This is a genomic window from Micromonospora sp. WMMD1076 (assembly GCF_029581475.1).
GTDB lineage: Bacteria > Actinomycetota > Actinomycetes > Mycobacteriales > Micromonosporaceae > Micromonospora > Micromonospora aurantiaca.
This window is the reverse complement of the sequence record NZ_CP120862.1, coordinates 2,543,097-2,559,486: the sequence shown is the minus strand read 5'-3', so window position 1 is coordinate 2,559,486 and position 16,390 is coordinate 2,543,097. Positions and strand designations below refer to the sequence as shown.

The following is a 16,390-nucleotide window of genomic DNA, read 5'->3' as shown; positions in this document are numbered from 1 at the left end:
CGGTGGGTGAGCAGGGTGAGGCGTCGCTGCGCTTACTCTCCGTTGATCCCCGGCTCCGCGTCCAGCGTGGACGGCGCATTCTGCCCGACCACCGTGCGTCGGGGTCCGACCACCGTCGGGTCCGGCCGGGACAGCCGAGGTCGTCCGCACGAAAAGGTGAGGCCGTCTCACCGGCCGGGCGGGCCGGCTCGGCGGTCAGGTGGCCGCCGCCGGGTCGGCCGACGGAAGCGTGACAGTCACCTCCAGGCCGCCGCCGGGCTGGGCGACCGCCTTCACCGTGCCGCCGTGCGCGTCGCTGACGGCCCGCACGATCGACAGGCCGAGACCGGAGCCGCGCGCACCGGTGCGTTCCTGGCCGCCGCGCCGGAACGGTTCGAACAGCCCGGGTACGTCGGCCGGGGCGACCTCGAACCCGGTGTTCCCCACCACCAGCCAGGACCGTTCCCCGTCGGTGCCGGTGCGTATCCAGATCCGGCCGTGCAGGTGGTTGTAGCGGACCGCGTTCTCCACCAGGTTGCCGGCGAGCCGGTCGAGCAGGCCGGGGTCGCCGACCACCGGCGCCGGGCGCAGCGACGTGTGCACCTTCAGGCCGATGCGCTCCACCTCCCGGGAGACCGCTGACAGCGCGTTGGCGGTGCCGATGGCGAGGTCCGACTCGGCGCGCCGGGCCAGCCGACGGCCGGTCTGCGCCTCGCTGCGCGCCAGGACCAGCAGCGCGTCGACCAGGCCGTTGGCGCGCTCCGAGGCGTCGCGCACCACACCGGCCATGCGGCGGTACTCGGCTAGGTCGGCATCGTCGTCGCTGAGCGTGACGTCGATTTCGGTACGCATCACCGCCAGCGGCGTCCGCAGCTCGTGCGAGGCGTTCGCGACGAAGCGTTTCTGCGCCTGGAAGGCACCGCTGATCCGGTCGAGCATCGCGTCGAACGTCTCGGCCAGCTCGGCCACCTCGTCGTCGGCGCCGGACCAGCCGATCCGCTCGTCGAGCGTGGCCTCGCCGAGCCGGCGGGCGGTGGCCGTGACCTGGTGCAGCGGGCGCAGCGCCCGGCCGGCCACCAGGTACGCCCCGGCCACACCGACCACGCTGATCGCCACCAGCGCGAGCAGACCCTTGACGAGCAGTTCCTGTGACGCGGCGTCCACCAGTTGCCGCTGCCACTGCCCGGCGTCGAGCGTGCGCCCGTCGGTGAGCACCACAGTGGTGCCGGGTAGCAGCTCGTCGGTGGGGCGCAGCGCGTCGCGGACCAGCAGCCAGGCCAGCAGCACCAGGATCGCCCCCGCGCCGACCAGCAGCACGCCGTTGAGCAGGGTCAGCCGCAGCCGCAGCGTCGGCCGTACCCGGCGGGCGCTTCGCGCGCTCACCGCCGTACCCCGCCGATGCGGTAGCCCGCGCCCACGACCGTGTCGATGAGCGGCGGGTCGCCGAGCTTCTTGCGCAGTGTCATCACGGTGACCCGGACGATCGTGGTGAACGGGTCGGTGTTGGCGTCCCACACCCGTTCCAGCAGCTCCTCGCTGGACACCACCGCGCCGCGCGCCTTGAGCAGCTCCGCGAGCACGCCGAACTCCTTGTTGGTGAGGTCGAGCGGCACGCCGCCCCGGCTCACCACCCGGCGGGCCGGGTCGAGCACCAGATCGGCCACCTCCAGCACCGGCGGCGCGGCCGGGGTGGCGCGGCGGCCGAGCGCCTGCACCCGGGCCACCAGTTCGTCGAACGCGAACGGCTTGGCCAGGTAGTCGTCGGCGCCGAGCTGCAACCCCTCGACCCGGTCGGCGACCGTGCCGCTGGCGGTCAGCATCAGCACCCGGGTCAGCGCGCCGGAGGCGGCCAGGTCGGCGCAGATCCGGTCGCCGTGCACGCCGGGCAGGTCGCGGTCCAGGATCACCACGTCGTAGCGGGTGACGAACGCCGCCTCGTGCCCGGCGTCGCCGTCGTAGGCCACGTCCACAGCCATCCCGCGCTTGCGCAGCCCGCGCGCGATCGCGTCGGCGAGGTTGCGCTCGTCCTCGACCACCAGTACCCGCATCCCGGCCTCCCACCTCGTGACCCCTGACAACCTAGTGCGGCAGGCAAAATCCGCCGCCGGAGGAGCCAGCCCCGAGACGCCCGTCGACGAGCGCACCGCCGGGGAACGCGCGGTGGTGCGCTCGGGCCACCTCGCCCGGCCCGGAGCCTTGAGTTGTGACTCTTCGTCACGCTGATGCCCGCTGCAGAGAGCAAAGGGCGCGCGGGGGACCATGCTGCGGGCGCGCCGCGGCTACGGTCGGTGACGGCACGGCGGGAGGGCCGGCCGCGTGCGGCGGCACGGGCCGCCGTTGCAGAAAACCTTCGGGTACGCGATGCTCGGCGGCGATGATCGACAAGCGCAGCAGGCACAGGTCACGGCCACGGCGGGCGGGTTCCCGATGAGTGGCCGCGACATCGCGTACCGCCGGTTCCGCTTCCCGGCGGACCGGGACCGGGGTCGTGCGGACGGGTTGCGCGCCGGGCCGGACGGCCTGACGCTCGACGGCTCGCCCGGCCGGGTCACGCACACCGACCCGCACTCCGGGACCACGGCCGAGTACGCCGCCGGCACCTGGACCTCCCCCGTGACGCCCGTCGGCTTCGCCGCCGCCGAGCTGGTGCCCTCGTGGACCGCCGACGCCCCGGCCGGCTGCTGGCTGCGGGTCGAACTGCGCGGCTGGGCCGACGGCACGGCCACCACCGGCTGGTACGAGCTGGGCCACTGGGCCGCCGACGACAGCGCCGTGCACCGCGCCTCGGTGCCCGGGCAGGAGGACGACCGGGCGCGTGTCGCCGCCGACACGCTGCGGGTGACCGGCGCGACGGTGACCGGCTGGCAGGCCCGGGTGACCCTGCTCCGACGGCTCGACGCGCCCGCCGGCCCGGTGCTGCGCACTGTGGGCGTGGTCGCCTCCACCGACCCTCCGGACGGCGCGGAGGCCGGCGGCGCGGAGGCCGGCGGCGCGGAGGCCGGCGAGGCGTGGGGGCGCGTGCTGGACGTGCCGCGCTACGCGCAGCGGCTGCACGCCGCCGGGGAGACCCGCTGGGGTGGCGGCGGCGACTCCTGGTGCAGCCCCACCTGCGTGTCGATGGTGCTCGGCTTCTGGGACGCCGGACCCACCCCGGACCGGTACGCCTGGGTGGCGCCGCCCGGCCCGCGCCCGCAGGTGGTGCACGCCGCCCGGCACTGCTACGACCACGCCTACGGCGGGCCGGGCAACTGGCCGTTCAACACGGCGTACGCGGCGACGCACGGGGTGGACGCCTTCGTCACCCGGCTGCGCTCGCTGGCCGAGGCGGAACGGTTCGTGGCCGCCGGCATCCCGCTGATCGTCTCGGCCGCGTTCACCGCCGGTCAGGTGCCCGGACTGGACTACGACACGCGGGGACACCTCATGGTGCTGGCCGGCTTCACCGCCGACGGCGATCCGGTGCTCAACGACCCGTACGCACCGGACGACGAGCGGGTCCGCCGCACCGTGCCGCGCGCGCCGTTCGAGAGTGCCTGGCAGGCGGGCAGCGGCGGGATCGCGTACGTGCTGCGGCCCGAGTCGACGCCGCTGCCGCCGCCTCCGGCGCAGGCCAACTGGTGATCAGCGGCCGACCGGCCAGATCGCCATGCCGCCGGTCGGTCGCAGGCACACCAGTTCCGTACCCGTGTCCGCGCACTCGGACCAGGCGCCGGGCAGGATCCCCCGGATCCGTACCTGCCCGGCCGCCACGTCGAGCGCGCCGACGAGCGTCCGGTCCCCGGTGAGCGTGCGCAGCCCTGGTAGCGGCCCGGACGGGAGGTCGTTGCCGGAGACGCGCCAGCGCCCCATCCGGGCCAGCACGCGGCCGGTCGACGGGTCGAGCGCCGACAGTTCCAGTTCCTCCCCGACGCCGCGCTCGGCGGCGATCAGCCGGTCGCCTACCGGGCCCATCCCCAGCCAGCGCTCGTCCGACCAGGCCGGACGGCCGGTGGCCGGGTCGAGGGCCTGCGCGCCGCCCACCTGGTCGCGCAGGCACACCATCCCGGCACAGTCGGCGAACCAGAGCCCGGCGCGGGAGCCGACCGGCCGGCTCCACCGCTCGTCGAGCCGGTCCAGCCCGTATCCGGTGACTGTGCCCCGGGCATCCTCGACCAGCAGGAGGTCGGCCACCACCTGCGCGTACCGGTAGGCGGCGCGATCGGCTGCGGGCGCCACCCGCCCGGTGTGCGCGACCGCGCCGGAGTCCGCGTCGTACACGGTCACCCGGCCCTGCGGGGTGACCAGCACGAGCTGCGTCACCCCGTGGTCGTCGCGGCGGTACCCCACCTCCTGCCCCGGCACGGGCAGCGTCCACCGCACCGCGCCGGAGGCCGGGTCCACGGCGACCACCGTGCCCGCACCGGGTGGGCGGGGGTTCTCCAGCAGCAGCCCGCCTGACGCGGTCCGGACCGGATAGCCGGGATGCCGCCAGCGCAGCGTGCCGGTGGCCGGGTCGAGCATCGCCGACACCGAGTCGCCGTCCCCGGCCGGGCTGCTCGTCACCAGCAGTCCCCCGGGCACGGCGGTGAGGCCGAGCACGTGGTCGCCGTCGGTCAGGGCGAACCGCCACGCCGGTTCCCCGTCGGGCAGCCGGTACGCGGCGACCACCCGCACGCCCCGGCCGATCGCGCCCGAGCCGTCGGCCACCACCACGCGGCCCGGCAGGACCACGAACGCCGCGCCCTGCGGGGCGGGCACCCGGATCGGCTCGGGCCGTCGCGGCAGCCCCGCGGAGGCTGTGACCACGAGCAGCACCAGGCAGCCGAGCAGCGCCACCCGTGCCGTGGGGCCCGGCGGCCGGCGGGGCGGCGCGGCAGCCGGCTCGTCGGCGGACTCGCCGTGCCGCATCTCCCCCAGCTCGATCACCGGGCTCACGTCAGCCGCCACACCATGTGGTCGCCACCGGGCCGGCGGCAGACCAGAAGGATTGGTCTCCAGCCGGCCAGGTCGGCGATCAGCCGCCCGTCGTCCCGGTCGAGCACCGCCAGGCCGTCGTCGATGGCGGTGTCGGGGACGCCGACGAGCAGCAGCACGACGAGAAGGCGGAACGGCCGTCCGACGGCGCGTGGGGGGCGGGGCGCCGGACCGGGCGGTGCGCCGTCGCGCGGCTCCCCCAGATCGATGACGGTCACGACCATCCTCTCCCGCGCGCCGAGCCGCCGCCCGGCCGTGACCGGCCGCGTGACGAACCGCCTGTACGATGGCGCGTCGTGGCCGTGCCCGTGGTGGACCCCTCGTTGAACCCCTCGCCCGTCGAGGCGGACGCCGTCGTGGCCGACGCGCCGCGCCGCGCCCGTCGCCGGCCGGCCCGCGCCGACGTGCTGGCCATCGGAGCCTATGTGCTGCTCGGCGTCCTCGTCTGCCTCAACTACTGGGGCGACGTCGAGAACCGGGTCTCCTCGCACCTGCCCACCGACCACAGCTGGTTCGAGTGGCTGTTCGCGCACGGCGCGTACTCGGTGCAGCACCTGGAGAACCCGCTGTTCACCACCCGGCAGAACGCGCCGGACGGGGTGAACATGATGGCGAACACCTCGCTGCTCGGTGTGACGCTGCCGCTGGCGCCGCTGACGCTGCTGCTCGGCCCGCAGGTGATGTACGCGCTCTACCTGGGTGCCGCGCTGTCCGCGACCGCCGCCACGTCGTACTGGGTGCTGTCCCGGCACCTGGTCCGGTCCCGGGCCGGGGCGTTCGTCGGCGGCGCGTTCCTCGGTTTCGCGCCGGGCATCGTGCACCACGCCAACGGCCAGCCCAACTTCGTGTCGAACTTCCTGCTGCCGCTGATCGTGGCCCGGGTGCTGCGGCTGGGCGAGCCGGGCCGCTGGCGGCGCAACGGGCTGGCGCTCGGGTTGCTGGTCGCGTACCAGATCTTCATCAACGAGGAGATGCTGCTGCTGACCGCGCTGGCCTGCCTGGTCGTCGTGGTGGCGTACGCGGTGCAGCGGCCTCGCGCGGTCCGCGAGCGGGCCGGGTCGTTCCTGGCCGCGCTCGGTCTCGGCGGCGGCCTGGCGCTGCTGCTGACGGCGTACCCGATCTGGTTCCAGTTCAACGGCCCGCAGTCCTACCGCGGGTTGCAGGGCGGCGTCTTCCACAACTGGGGCGAGGACCTGGTCGCCTTCGTCACGTTCGCCCGGGACACGATCGCCGGCGACGAGGCGGTGGAGAAGACCATCGGCCTGACCGAGCAGAACACCTGGTTCGGCTGGCCGCTGGTGCTGGTGGCACTGGCCGCGCTGGTGCTGCTGGTCCGCCGGTCGGTGCCGGCCCGGATCCTGGCCGTGCTGGTGGTGGTCTTCACGATCGCCTCGATCGGCCCGGTCGTGCGGTTCGACGGCGCGGAGACCGACATCGACGGGCCGTGGGCGTACGTGCCGGACGACCTGCCGCTTGTCGAGATGATGATGCCGACCCGGTTGAGCCTGGTCGTGGTGGCCGCCGTGGGCGTGCTGCTCGCCGTGGCGTGGGACACGCTGGCCGGTGCCGGCCGCCCGCCGGTGCCCGCCCCCCGCTCCGGCGCCGACGACGGCGGAGACGACGGGACGGCCGCGCGGGACACGCGCCGCCGGGTGCTGCGCCTGGCCGGGCTCGTCGCCATCGCCGCCGCCGTGGTGCCGCTGATCCCGCGTCCGCTGCCGGCCGAGCGGATCGACCCGCCGCCGCACTTCATCACCGCGGGCGGCTGGCGGCCGTACGTGCCCGAGGGCCGCACGCTGGTGCCGGTGCCGATCCCCAGCAATGTGCACGGGCTGCACACGCTGCGCTGGAGCGCGCTGACCGGGCAGGAGTTCCCGGTCCCGGGCGGCTACTTCATCGGCCCGAACGAGCGCGGCGAGGGTGTGTTCGGCGCCCCGAACCGCCCCACCAGCACGCTCATCTACTCCACGATGGACGCCAACGAGGTGCCGGAGATCACCGAGGAGAACCGCCGTCAGGCCGTGGACGACCTGCGTTTCTGGCGGGCGTCGGTGGTGGTGCTCGGGGCCGGCTCGCGCGAGGCGGTGCTGCGCGACCTGATGGCCGAGCTGCTCGGGCCACCGCAGCGGGTCGACGACGTGTGGATCTGGGACGTCCGCGACCGGGTGTGACCCCCGGTGCCGGTCAGCCGACGAGCGGGCGGACGTCCCACAGGTACCCGCCCGGCACGTCCCGGCCGGGGCCGACCAGCGCGTCCACTGTGGCGCGGACCGGGTCGCCGGGTGACGAGTCGGCCTGCACGAGTGCCGCCGCCCGCCAGTGCCGCAGGTCGTCGACCGCCTGCCGGCGTTCCGTCTCACCGACCGGCGGCACCCGGCCGGTCTCGGCGGCCCGGCGCAGCAGCAGCGACGTGGGCCGGTCCGGCGCGCCCCAGCGGGCCGCCGGGTCGCCGGCCGACCGCGGGCCGATGAAGTAGCCGCCCGGCGCGTCGAACGCCAGCCCGGTGCGCGCCGACCAGAACATGGCGGGGCTGACCGCCGCCCCGGTCACCGGCGGCACCGGCACCAGCGACCGGCCCGGTGGCACGTACTCCCGCCAGCCGCCGCCGGACACCACGGCCGGGACGGGCGTGACCGGCACCGCGCGGATCGGCGTCGGCGCCAGCGGCAGCAGCGCGGCGGCGACCGCGCCGGCCCACGGCGCCCAGGTGCGCACGCCGCCGTGCCGGACCCGGTCCACTGCCAGCGCGAGCAGCACCCCGAGCACCGGTACGCAGACCAGCGCGAACCGTGCCGGCACCACCAGGTCCAGCAGCGGCACGCCGGCGAGCAGGCGGTACGGGCCGGGCAGCCCGGTGTCGTGCCGGTTCACCACCACCGGGGAACCGAGCGACAGCAGCGCGAACAGCAGGCCGCAGGCGGCGAGCGCGCGCACCAGCGGCCGCCGCCACAGCCGCACCACCACGAGTACGGCCAGCAGCGGCAGGAACGGACCGAAGAACGAGTTCTGCTCGGTCGGGTTCGGCGACAGCAGCCCGGCCCGGTGGGCGTCCCCGGCGACGCTCTGCCGGGCGGTGGCGGCGAACGAGACCACGTCCAGCCGGTAGCCCCCGGTGTGGAACGGCATCCCCCGGTAGTGGCCCGGCCCGGCGAACTGGAACCACAGCGGGTACGCCAGCAGCACGCCCGCCACCAGCGCGCCGACACCCAGCCGCCGGGCCACCACGGGCGCCAGCCGGCGCGCGGCGGCCCGGTCGGCGAGCGCGTACGCCCCGGCGAACACCCCGGCGGCCAGCGCCAGGAAGACCAGCACCTCCTCGCCGAGGAACACCTGGTACGCGACGGCCAGCCCGAGCAGCACGCCGTCGCGCCGGACCCGGTCGGTGGCCGGGCGGAACACCAGCGCGAGGATCACCGGCACCAGGAACTGGGCGGCCATGTGCAGGTGCGCACCGGCCTGCGCCACCATGCCCGGGGCGAAGCCGCACAACAGGCCGCCCACCGCGGCGGCGGCCCGGGACCGGACCAGCCGGCGGGCGAGCAGCGCGTACCAGGCGGTGGCGGTCCCGGCGAGGCTGAGCGTCACGGCGACGAGGAAGGCCGCCTGGGAGCCGAAGGCGACTGTGACCGGGGTGAGCGGCACGCCCAGCCCGAGAACCGAGGTGTTCGCCATCAGGTTCACCCCGTCCGGGGCGTTCAGCGCGCCGCTCCACAGCGGGTTCTCGCCGCCGGTGACCGCGCGGGCGGCCCGGGCCAGCATCCACTCGAACAGCATCTGGTCGCCGGGCTGGTGGAACAGCCGTTCCGGCCGGCGCCACTGGCCGGTGGCGAGCAGCACGGCCAGACCCAGGTAGCCGGCCACCACCAGCACGTCGGCCGGGCGGGGCCGGCGGCGGCGGGGCGCGGGGGCGGCGACCGCCGGTTCGGTCAGGCGGACCGGCTGGTCAGTTTCCGCACGTCCCACAGCCACACGTCCAGCTCCTGCCGTCCGGGGCCGACCAACTGCTCCACGGTGCGGCGCAGCGGCTCGGCGTTCTGCTCGTCGCGCGGCAGCACCACCACCGCCGCGTTCCAGTGCCGCAGCTCGTCCAGGTAGCGGCGCCGCTGGCGGTCGTCCAGCTTCGGCGTACGGCCGGTGGACGATACCTCCCGCAGCATCTCGCCGATGCCGCTGGGGCGGCCGCCGAAGCGCCCGGGGTCGCCCGTGACGCCGTTGCGCGGGGCGAGGAAGTAGCCGCCGGGGATCTTGAAGTCGAGGTTGGTGCTGGCCGCCCAGCGCATCGGGTCGGTGTTGCCCATCGCGGGCACCGGCACCGAGACGAGCGTCTGATCAGGCCCGACGTACTTGCGCCACCTGTCTGCGGTGATGAACTCCGGCACCGGCTCCCGCGTGGTGACCCGCAACGGCATCGGCGCGATCGGCAGCAGCGCGAGGACCAGGCCCGCGGCGGTGAGCTTGCGGGCGGTCCGCCGGTCCACGCCGCGCAGGGCCCAGGCGCGCCGGACCGCGTACGCGAGCAGGATCGCCACCGTCACGCCGGTGATCAGGCCGAAGCGGGTCGGGACCACGGCGTCGAGCAGCGGCAGCCGCACCAGCAGCTCCCACGGGCCGGTGGCGATCTCCCGGTCCCACCAGGAGATCCGCTCGCCGAGGGAGAGCACGGCGAAGAACAGCCCGGTGGCGGCGAGCGCGCGGACGATCACGTCCCGCCGCAGCCACACCACGATGCCCACTACCAGCAGCGACAGGCTCCAGCCGAAGAACGCGTTCTCCTCCGAGTAGTTCGGCGCGAGGTTGACGTTGGCGCGTTCGTTGCCGCCGAACGTGGGCGAGCCGGGCGCGAAGAACGCGGCGATGTCGTTGCCGTAGTCGCGCACCGCGTCGCTGAGCCCGTGGTACGCCATCGGCCCGGCGAACTGCACCCACAGCGGGTACGCCAGCAGCGCCCCGGCCAGCGCCGCGCAGACCGCCAGCCCGGCGCCGAGCGGCCGCCACGCGGTGGTCCACCGCTCGCGCTGCTGCACCACCACGGCGATCAGGAACACGCCCAGGGCCAGCGCGGCGAAGAGCAGGATCTCCTCGTTGACGAACGCCTGCGCGGTGACCAGCAGCGCCAGCAGCACACCGTCGCGGACCGGCCGGGCCGACCGGGTCAGCACCAGCACCCGCCACACGATGAACGGCAGCAGGAACTGGCTGATGATGTTCGGGTGCCAGTTGGCGTGCGACAGCATGGCCGGTGAGAACCCGCAGAACCAGGCCGCCACCGCGGCGGCCGGGCGGTGCCGGACCAGGTGCCGGGACAGCACCCGGTACCAGGCGGCGGCGGTGCCGGCCAGGCCGAGCGTGACCAGCGTGACGAAGGAGACCGCCGGTCCGAACAGGAGGGTCACCGGCACCATCGGGATGCCGAGCGCCAGGATGGCGGTGTTCGCCATCAGGTTGACGCCGTCGGGGTAGTTGAACTGCTCGGTGAAGAACGGGAACTCGCCGTGCAGCACCACCCGCACGGAGTGGGCCAGGAAGAACTGCACCTGCGCCGGATCGCTGCTGTAGAGCGCGGCGACCCGTCCGGCCGGGTCGACCCAGATGCCGCTGGTCACCCAGATCGCGGCGAGCAGGAATCCGCCGTACACGGTGAGGTCGATCCGGCGGCGCGTCCACCGCCACCGGCGCGCGCGCCGCGCGCCCGGCGTGGCCGGCGTCTCCGGCTCGGTCGGCACTCCCGGCGGGGTCGTGATCACCGGCTCCGGCTCGGCGGTGATGGTGATCGACGGCGGGTCCAGGGTGACGGCGCGGTGGCCCGTCGGGGCGGCGGTGTCCGGCGTCGAGGCGCCGCGGGTCTCGGCAGGCGTCACAGTCGGCGGAGTCTACCGGAGCCGGATATTGGTACCCGAATCGCCCGTCACGTTCCGCAGTGGCCGATCGGCCGAAAGGGTGAGCCGGGCGCGGCCGGGCGACTTGTCGTCTCGTACCATGTGGGCTTCCGACCGACGACCGGCGAGGGGATCAGGGTGCTTTCAGCCCGCCGAGGCGCTACGACGGGCACCGCACTGGCAGCTCTGCTGCTGGTCACGGCCGGTTGCGGACCGGTCGCCGAACGGCGGCCGGCGGACCTGCGGGTCGGCTACGACAGTCTGGACGGCACCCTCGCGGTGTGGCCGCCGCGCGGCAGCCTGGCCCGCGACGCCGCGGCCACCGCCGCGATCACCACAGCGGTACGCGACTGGCGCTCCCCGGTGGACGACCGGGTGCACGTGCCCACGTCCGGCATCCTCTTCTCCGGCCAGGTCGCCGGGTCGGCGCTCGCGCTCGTCGCCGCCGACGTGCCCGGCGAGTCCGCCTCCTGGCTGCTGCAACTCGACCGGGACGGGCAGCGCTGGCGGGTCGTCCACGCCACCGAGTACACCGATCCCGGCTACCTGGTCTACTCCGACGTGCTGCCGGTGCGGGAGCCGTCCGGCCGCCGCTACCTCACCTCGGCCCGCGTCGAGCGCCTGACCGGACCCGACGGCAAGCTCCTCGGCGGCACCGACGGCGTCACCGACCCGGTCGCCGTACCGGACTGCCGGGCCGTCGAACTGACCGCGACGCTGCGGTCCACGCCGTCGCTGCCGCGCGGCCGGGCCGCGGACCGCGTCCTCGACCTGGGTACGGCCACCGAAGCGCCCCGCTACCCCCTGGTACGGGACGAGACGGGCGCCGGCAGGCGCGCGCTGACCGGATTGGACACCTGCGTGCTCGCCGGTGAGCGGGGCCCGTTCGGCAGCGTGCCGCGCCGCATCGGCGACCGCGAGGCACCCCGCTCCGCGCCCGAGTCCTGGCCGATGGCGAAGATCGCGACGCGTTCGCTCGGCTCGGTGGCTCTCGCCGAGGGCGAGCCGGGCGAGTTGGAGCAGCTCAGCTGGGAGACGCCGGCCGGGACGATGACGGCTGTGGTCTACCGGCCCGCCGACGGCGGCACTCCGGTGGTCTCCCCCGCCGACCGGTCCACCACGCTCCAGGCGTACCACCTGCCGATGCCGGGCCGGCCGCTGGCGGTGCTGTCCTGGCGCACCCGGGACGCCTCGTTCTCCGCCCCGCCCGGCACGACTCGCCTGGTCGACCGTCCCGGCCTGGTGGTCGTCGAGCACACCGACCAGAGGCAGACGTTCAGCCTGGCCGGCACCGAGAAGACCTGGTACCGCTCCCTCCCCACCCCCTAACCCCCGCCCCACCCCTCCCCCCCTCCCCTCCCCTCCCCGCGCGTTGGCCCAGTCCCGTCGATCATGAACTTGACGGCGACAATCCGGACACCCAGCACCGCCAACCTCATGATCACCCGCCCCGGCCGGCGATCAAGGAGTTTGTGTCATCCGGGAGGCCCGCCACACACCCGAACTCCTTGGTCAACAGGACGGGCCGGGGCGGGCGAGGGCACCGCGACTCGGCGATCTTGCAGTTGGGGCCCCGTCAATCGGGGTATAACCGGCAATCCGGGGGCCGGAAGTGCAAGATCGACGGGATCGGGGCGGGTGCGGGCGCGAACTGCGGCGAGAGCCCGGGGGACGGGTGGGGCTGAGGGGCGGGGGAGCTAGGGGTGGGTCAGCCGCATGCCCAGGTAGGGGGTCCGGGCCGGGCCGGGGCGGGAGGTGCCGTCGGGGCGCCAACCGTGGCGGGTGTAGAACGCCCGAGCCCGGGTGTTGCGCTCCCACACCTCCAGCACGCCCAGCGCCGGCCCTTCGTCCTCAAGGTGCCGCACGAACAGCGCGTGCAGCGCACTCCCCACGCCTCGTCCCCACATCTCCGGGTCGACGTGGATCTGGTAGAGCTGCGCGGTCGTCCGCGGATCCAGGTCGGACGAGTGCGGCGGTCCCATGGCCACCACGCCGGCCAGCACACCGTCCAGGATGGCGCACTGCACCCGCTTGTGCGCCGAGGTGATCGCCGCCGCCCAGCCCTCCCGCTGCTCCCGGGCCAGCTCCGGAGTGAGGATCTCCCCGACCGGCAGCCCACCGGCTCCGTAGTAGGCCACCCGCGCCCGGCTGTGCAGCCCGACGATCCCCGAGAGATCCCCCAGCCCCGCCTCGCGAATCTCCACGATCCCTCCCCTCGACACAAGACATCCGGCGATCTTGCGGTTGCGGCCCTCCCTAATCGGGCGAAGCCGATATCAGGAGGGCCGCAAGTGCAAGATCGACGCGGGAACCAGGCGAGGACCGGGGTGGGTGGAGCAGGTCAGCTCTGGGCTCGGGCTCCGTTTGTGGCCGGGTCCACCGGGGCGGCGTCCAGGCCGGAGATCCAGCCGGTGACGTCGCGCGCCACGTCCTGCGCGGTCAGCCGCAGGTCGGCCAGGATCTGCGGCCGGGTGCCGTGCGGGTGCCAGTCGGCCGCTACACCCAGGTCCTTGACCGGTACGCGGACGTCGGCGTCGCGCATCGCCTGGGCCAGCGCGGAACCGACGCCGCCGATGCGTACCCCGTCCTCGACGGTGACCACGAGCCGGTGCCCGGCGGCCAGCTCGACCAGTTCGGCCGGCACCGGGCGGACCCAGCGCGGGTCGACCACTGTCACGCCGTACCCCTGTTCGGCGACCCGGGCGGCGACCTCGACGCCGAGGCCGGCGAACGAGCCGACCGCGACCAGCAGCACGTCGGTACGCGCCGACTCGGCCAGCACGTCGACCGGGCCGACCCGGCGTACGGCCGGCAGGTCGGCGGCGACGGTGCCGGTCGGGAAGCGCAGGATGGTCGGGCCGTCGTCCACGGCGACCGCCTCGCGCAGTTCCTCGCGCAGCGTGGCCGAGTCGCGGGGCGCGGCGATCCGCAGGCCGGGCACCACGCCGAAGACCGACATGTCCCAGATGCCGTAGTGGCTGGGCCCGTCCGGGCCGGTGATGCCGGCCCGGTCCAGCACGAACGTGACCGGCAGCCTGTGCATCGCCACGTCCAGCAGCACCTGGTCGAACGCGCGGTTGAGGAACGTGGCGTAGACAGCGACCACCGGGTGCAGCCCGCCCATGGCGAGGCCCGCGGCGGAGGTGGCCGCGTGCTGCTCGGCGATACCCACGTCGTAGACCCGCTCCGGGTACTTGCGGGCGAGCGTGGCGATACCGGTGGGCTCGGCCATGGCGGCGGTGATGCCGACCACGTCGGGGCGCTCGTCGGCGATCGCGACCAGCTCGTTGGCGAAGACGTGGGTCCACTTGACCGACGGCGCGGCGACCAGCTGGCCGGTCTCGACGTCGAACGCGCCGCCGGGGCCGTGCAGGCAGTCGGCCTCGTCGTCCTCGGCGGGACGGTAGCCGTAGCCCTTGCGGGTGACCGCGTGCACGATCACCGGTCCGCCGAAGTTCTTCGCCGCGCGCAGCGCCGCCTCGACCGCCGCCACGTCGTGGCCGTCGACCGGGCCGACGTACTTGATGCCGAGGTCCTCGAACATGGCCTGCGGGGCGACCGCGTCCTTGATGCCCTTCTTCACCGCGTGCAGCACCTCGAACATCGGCTTGCCGACGAACGGGGTGTTGCCCAGCGCGTCCTTGACCGTGTCGAGCACCTTCTCGTAGCCGGGGTTGAGCCGCAGCGACGACAGGTGGTCGGCGAGGCCGCCGATGGTCGGCGAGTAGGACCGGCCGTTGTCGTTGACCACGATGACCAGCGGGTTGCCGGCGGTGGCGATGTTGTTCAGCGCCTCCCAGCACATGCCGCCGGTGAGCGCGCCGTCGCCGACCACGGCGACCACGGAGCGCTTCTCGCCGCGCAGCGCGTACGCCTTGGCCAGGCCGTCGGCGTACGACAGGGCGGTGGAGGCGTGCGAGTTCTCGATCAGGTCGTGCTCGCTCTCCGCCTGGCTGGGGTAGCCGGAGAGGCCACCGCGCTGGCGGAGCTTGTCGAAGCCCTCCTGCCGGCCGGTGAGGATCTTGTGGACGTACGCCTGGTGACCGGTGTCGAAGAGGAGCCGGTCGCGCGGGGAGTCGAAGACCCGGTGCATCGCCAGGGTCAGCTCGACCACACCGAGGTTGGGACCGATGTGGCCGCCGGTGCGGGAGACCTTGGCGATCAGGAAGTCACGGATCTCGGCGGCGAGGATGTCCAGTTGCTCGGCGGTCATCCGCTTCACGTCCTGCGGGCTGCGGACGGTGCCCAGCAGCCGACCGTGGTTGGCCGTGCCCTCTTCAACACTCATGACCCGAGAGTCTATCGGCCGCGGAACAGTCCGCAGCCCGGCCGTGCATCGACCCAGGTCAGGCGTCCACCACCAGCCGCCGGGGCGCGGGCGGGCGGGGCGCGGCGGCGGACGGGCCCGCAGGGGTCCAGGAGCCGAGCACGGCGGCCCGGGACGCCCCGGTCACCGACGGCACCGCGCCTGCCAGCCCGTGCCAGGACAGCCAGCCCAGCAGCGCGAACGCGTACGCCTCCTTCGCCTGGGCCGGTACGCCCAGCTCGTCGGTGGTGCGCAGCCGCCAGCGTCCCGCGCCCAGGGCAGCCAGCCGTGCCCGGAGTGTGGGATTGCGCACTCCCCCGCCGGCGGCCACCACCTCGGTGACCCGGTGCCGGTCGCAGGCGTCGGCCACCGTGCGGGCGGTCAGCTCGGTGAGCGTGGCCAGCACGTCGTCGGCCGCCACCGGCTCCCCGAGCGCGGCCAGCGCGGCGTCCAGGTAGCCGCCGTGGAACAGCTCCTTACCGGTCGACTTGGGCGGCGGCGCGGCGTAGTACGGCTCGGCGAGCAGCCGGGCCAGCAGCGCCTCGTGCACCCGCCCGGCCGCGGCGCGGGCACCGTCGACGTCGCAGGGCCGGTCCAGGAAGCGCCGGGCGGCGGCGTCCAGCAGCGCGTTGGCCGGGCCCACGTCGTACCCGAGGACGGGCGCCCCGGGCGCGACCACGGTGAGGTTCGCGATCCCCCCGAGATTCAACGCGGCCCGCGCACCTGCGGCCGGGTCGAGCAGCAGCGCGTCGAACGCCGGGACCAGCGGCGCGCCCTGGCCGCCGGCCGCGACGTCCGCCGAGCGCAGGTCGTGCAGCACCGGTACGCCCACCCGGGCGGCCACCCGGGCCGGCACGCCGAGCTGGAGCGTGCCGCGTACCCGGCCGTCCTCGACCCAGTGGAAGACCGTCTGCCCGGGCGACACCACCGCGTCGGCGGTGCCCCCGGCCAGTTCGACGCCGGTCGCCGCCGCCTCGGCGAACACCTCGCCGAGCCGGTTGTCCAGCCGGCAGACCGCCTCGATCGTGGTGGCCGCCGGGGGCAGCAGCGCGCCGATCTCGGCCCGCAGGTCGTCCGGGTACGCCAGTTCCCGGTGCCCGAGCGGTCGCAGCCGCAGCGTGTCGCCGTCGGCGGTGAACTCGGCCGCCACCACGTCCACGCCGTCGTAGGACGTGCCCGACATCAGCCCGACGATGCGCAAGGAAGGGCCCCCTCTTAACGGATCCGGTAGTAAAAGGGCCCCTTGTTAACGCGATCAACGCGCGGAGCCGAGGAC

12 protein-coding genes are annotated in these 16,390 nt (G+C 74.7%); 3 read left to right on the top strand and 9 right to left on the bottom strand.

The window, feature by feature from the left end; all coding sequences use genetic code 11:
• Window positions 1-195: 195 nt before the first annotated feature.
• Both O7622_RS12465 and O7622_RS12460 read right to left on the bottom strand, forming a co-directional pair.
• Entirely contained in the window at window positions 196-1,362 is a 1,167-nt protein-coding gene (locus tag O7622_RS12465) for a HAMP domain-containing sensor histidine kinase (RefSeq protein ID WP_282313490.1), read from the bottom strand.
• Window positions 1,359-2,027, bottom strand: a complete 669-nt coding sequence (locus O7622_RS12460) for a response regulator transcription factor (protein ID WP_282313489.1) — start codon at window positions 2,025-2,027, stop codon at window positions 1,359-1,361. The genes O7622_RS12465 and O7622_RS12460 overlap by 4 nt, the downstream gene beginning before the upstream one ends.
• A 379-nt stretch (window positions 2,028-2,406) precedes the next feature.
• On the opposite strand from O7622_RS12460, the gene O7622_RS12455 reads away from it, so the two are divergent.
• Window positions 2,407-3,600: a peptidase C39 family protein gene (locus O7622_RS12455; RefSeq protein WP_282313488.1), complete on the top strand. Its 1,194-nt coding sequence runs from the start codon at window positions 2,407-2,409 to the stop codon at window positions 3,598-3,600.
• Here O7622_RS12455 and O7622_RS12450 read toward each other — a convergent pair whose 3' ends face one another.
• Both O7622_RS12450 and O7622_RS12445 read right to left on the bottom strand, forming a co-directional pair.
• Entirely contained in the window at window positions 3,601-4,893 is a 1,293-nt protein-coding gene (locus O7622_RS12450; RefSeq protein ID WP_282313487.1) for a PQQ-binding-like beta-propeller repeat protein, read from the bottom strand.
• Entirely contained in the window at window positions 4,890-5,150 is a 261-nt protein-coding gene (locus O7622_RS12445) for a hypothetical protein (RefSeq protein ID WP_282313486.1), read from the bottom strand. The genes O7622_RS12450 and O7622_RS12445 overlap by 4 nt, the downstream gene beginning before the upstream one ends.
• Before the next feature lie 105 nt (window positions 5,151-5,255).
• On the opposite strand from O7622_RS12445, the gene O7622_RS12440 reads away from it, so the two are divergent.
• On the top strand, window positions 5,256-7,103 hold the full coding sequence (locus O7622_RS12440; RefSeq protein WP_282314124.1) for a hypothetical protein: 1,848 nt from the start codon (window positions 5,256-5,258) through the stop codon (window positions 7,101-7,103).
• A gap of 13 nt (window positions 7,104-7,116) precedes the next feature.
• Here O7622_RS12440 and O7622_RS12435 read toward each other — a convergent pair whose 3' ends face one another.
• Both O7622_RS12435 and O7622_RS12430 read right to left on the bottom strand, forming a co-directional pair.
• A complete protein-coding gene (locus tag O7622_RS12435; protein WP_282313485.1) occupies window positions 7,117-8,901 on the bottom strand; it encodes a hypothetical protein in 1,785 nt (594 codons plus the stop codon).
• Entirely contained in the window at window positions 8,859-10,580 is a 1,722-nt protein-coding gene (locus tag O7622_RS12430; RefSeq protein ID WP_282314123.1) for a hypothetical protein, read from the bottom strand. The genes O7622_RS12435 and O7622_RS12430 overlap by 43 nt, the downstream gene beginning before the upstream one ends.
• Window positions 10,581-10,946: 366 nt before the next feature.
• Here O7622_RS12430 and O7622_RS12425 point away from each other — a divergent pair, with 366 nt between their 5' ends.
• The gene (locus O7622_RS12425) at window positions 10,947-12,137 is read left to right on the top strand and encodes a hypothetical protein (protein ID WP_282313484.1); all 1,191 of its coding nucleotides are present in this window, start codon (window positions 10,947-10,949) and stop codon (window positions 12,135-12,137) included.
• A 368-nt stretch (window positions 12,138-12,505) separates the two neighbouring features.
• On the opposite strand, the gene O7622_RS12420 is transcribed toward O7622_RS12425, so the two are convergent.
• From O7622_RS12420 to O7622_RS12410, 3 genes are all read right to left on the bottom strand, one after another.
• Window positions 12,506-13,012, bottom strand: coding sequence for a GNAT family N-acetyltransferase (locus tag O7622_RS12420; protein WP_282313483.1), 507 nt, complete (start codon window positions 13,010-13,012; stop codon window positions 12,506-12,508).
• Between the two features lie 137 nt (window positions 13,013-13,149).
• Entirely contained in the window at window positions 13,150-15,096 is a 1,947-nt protein-coding gene (dxs, locus tag O7622_RS12415) for a 1-deoxy-D-xylulose-5-phosphate synthase (RefSeq protein ID WP_282313482.1), read from the bottom strand.
• A gap of 58 nt (window positions 15,097-15,154) precedes the next feature.
• Window positions 15,155-16,315 (bottom strand): anhydro-N-acetylmuramic acid kinase, encoded by a 1,161-nt coding sequence (locus O7622_RS12410; RefSeq protein ID WP_282313481.1) that lies wholly within the window; start codon window positions 16,313-16,315, stop codon window positions 15,155-15,157.
• Between the last annotated feature and the right edge of the window lie 75 nt (window positions 16,316-16,390).

Bases quoted from the DNA above. Each gene is read 5' to 3' on its own strand.
- O7622_RS12460 (WP_282313489.1), bottom strand. From the start codon at position 2,027: ATGCGGGTACTGGTGGTCGAGGACGAGCGCAACCTCGCCGACGCGATC.
- dxs (WP_282313482.1), bottom strand. From the start codon at position 15,096: ATGAGTGTTGAAGAGGGCACGGCCAACCACGGTCGGCTGCTGGGCACC.
- O7622_RS12455 (WP_282313488.1), top strand. From the start codon at position 2,407: ATGAGTGGCCGCGACATCGCGTACCGCCGGTTCCGCTTCCCGGCGGAC.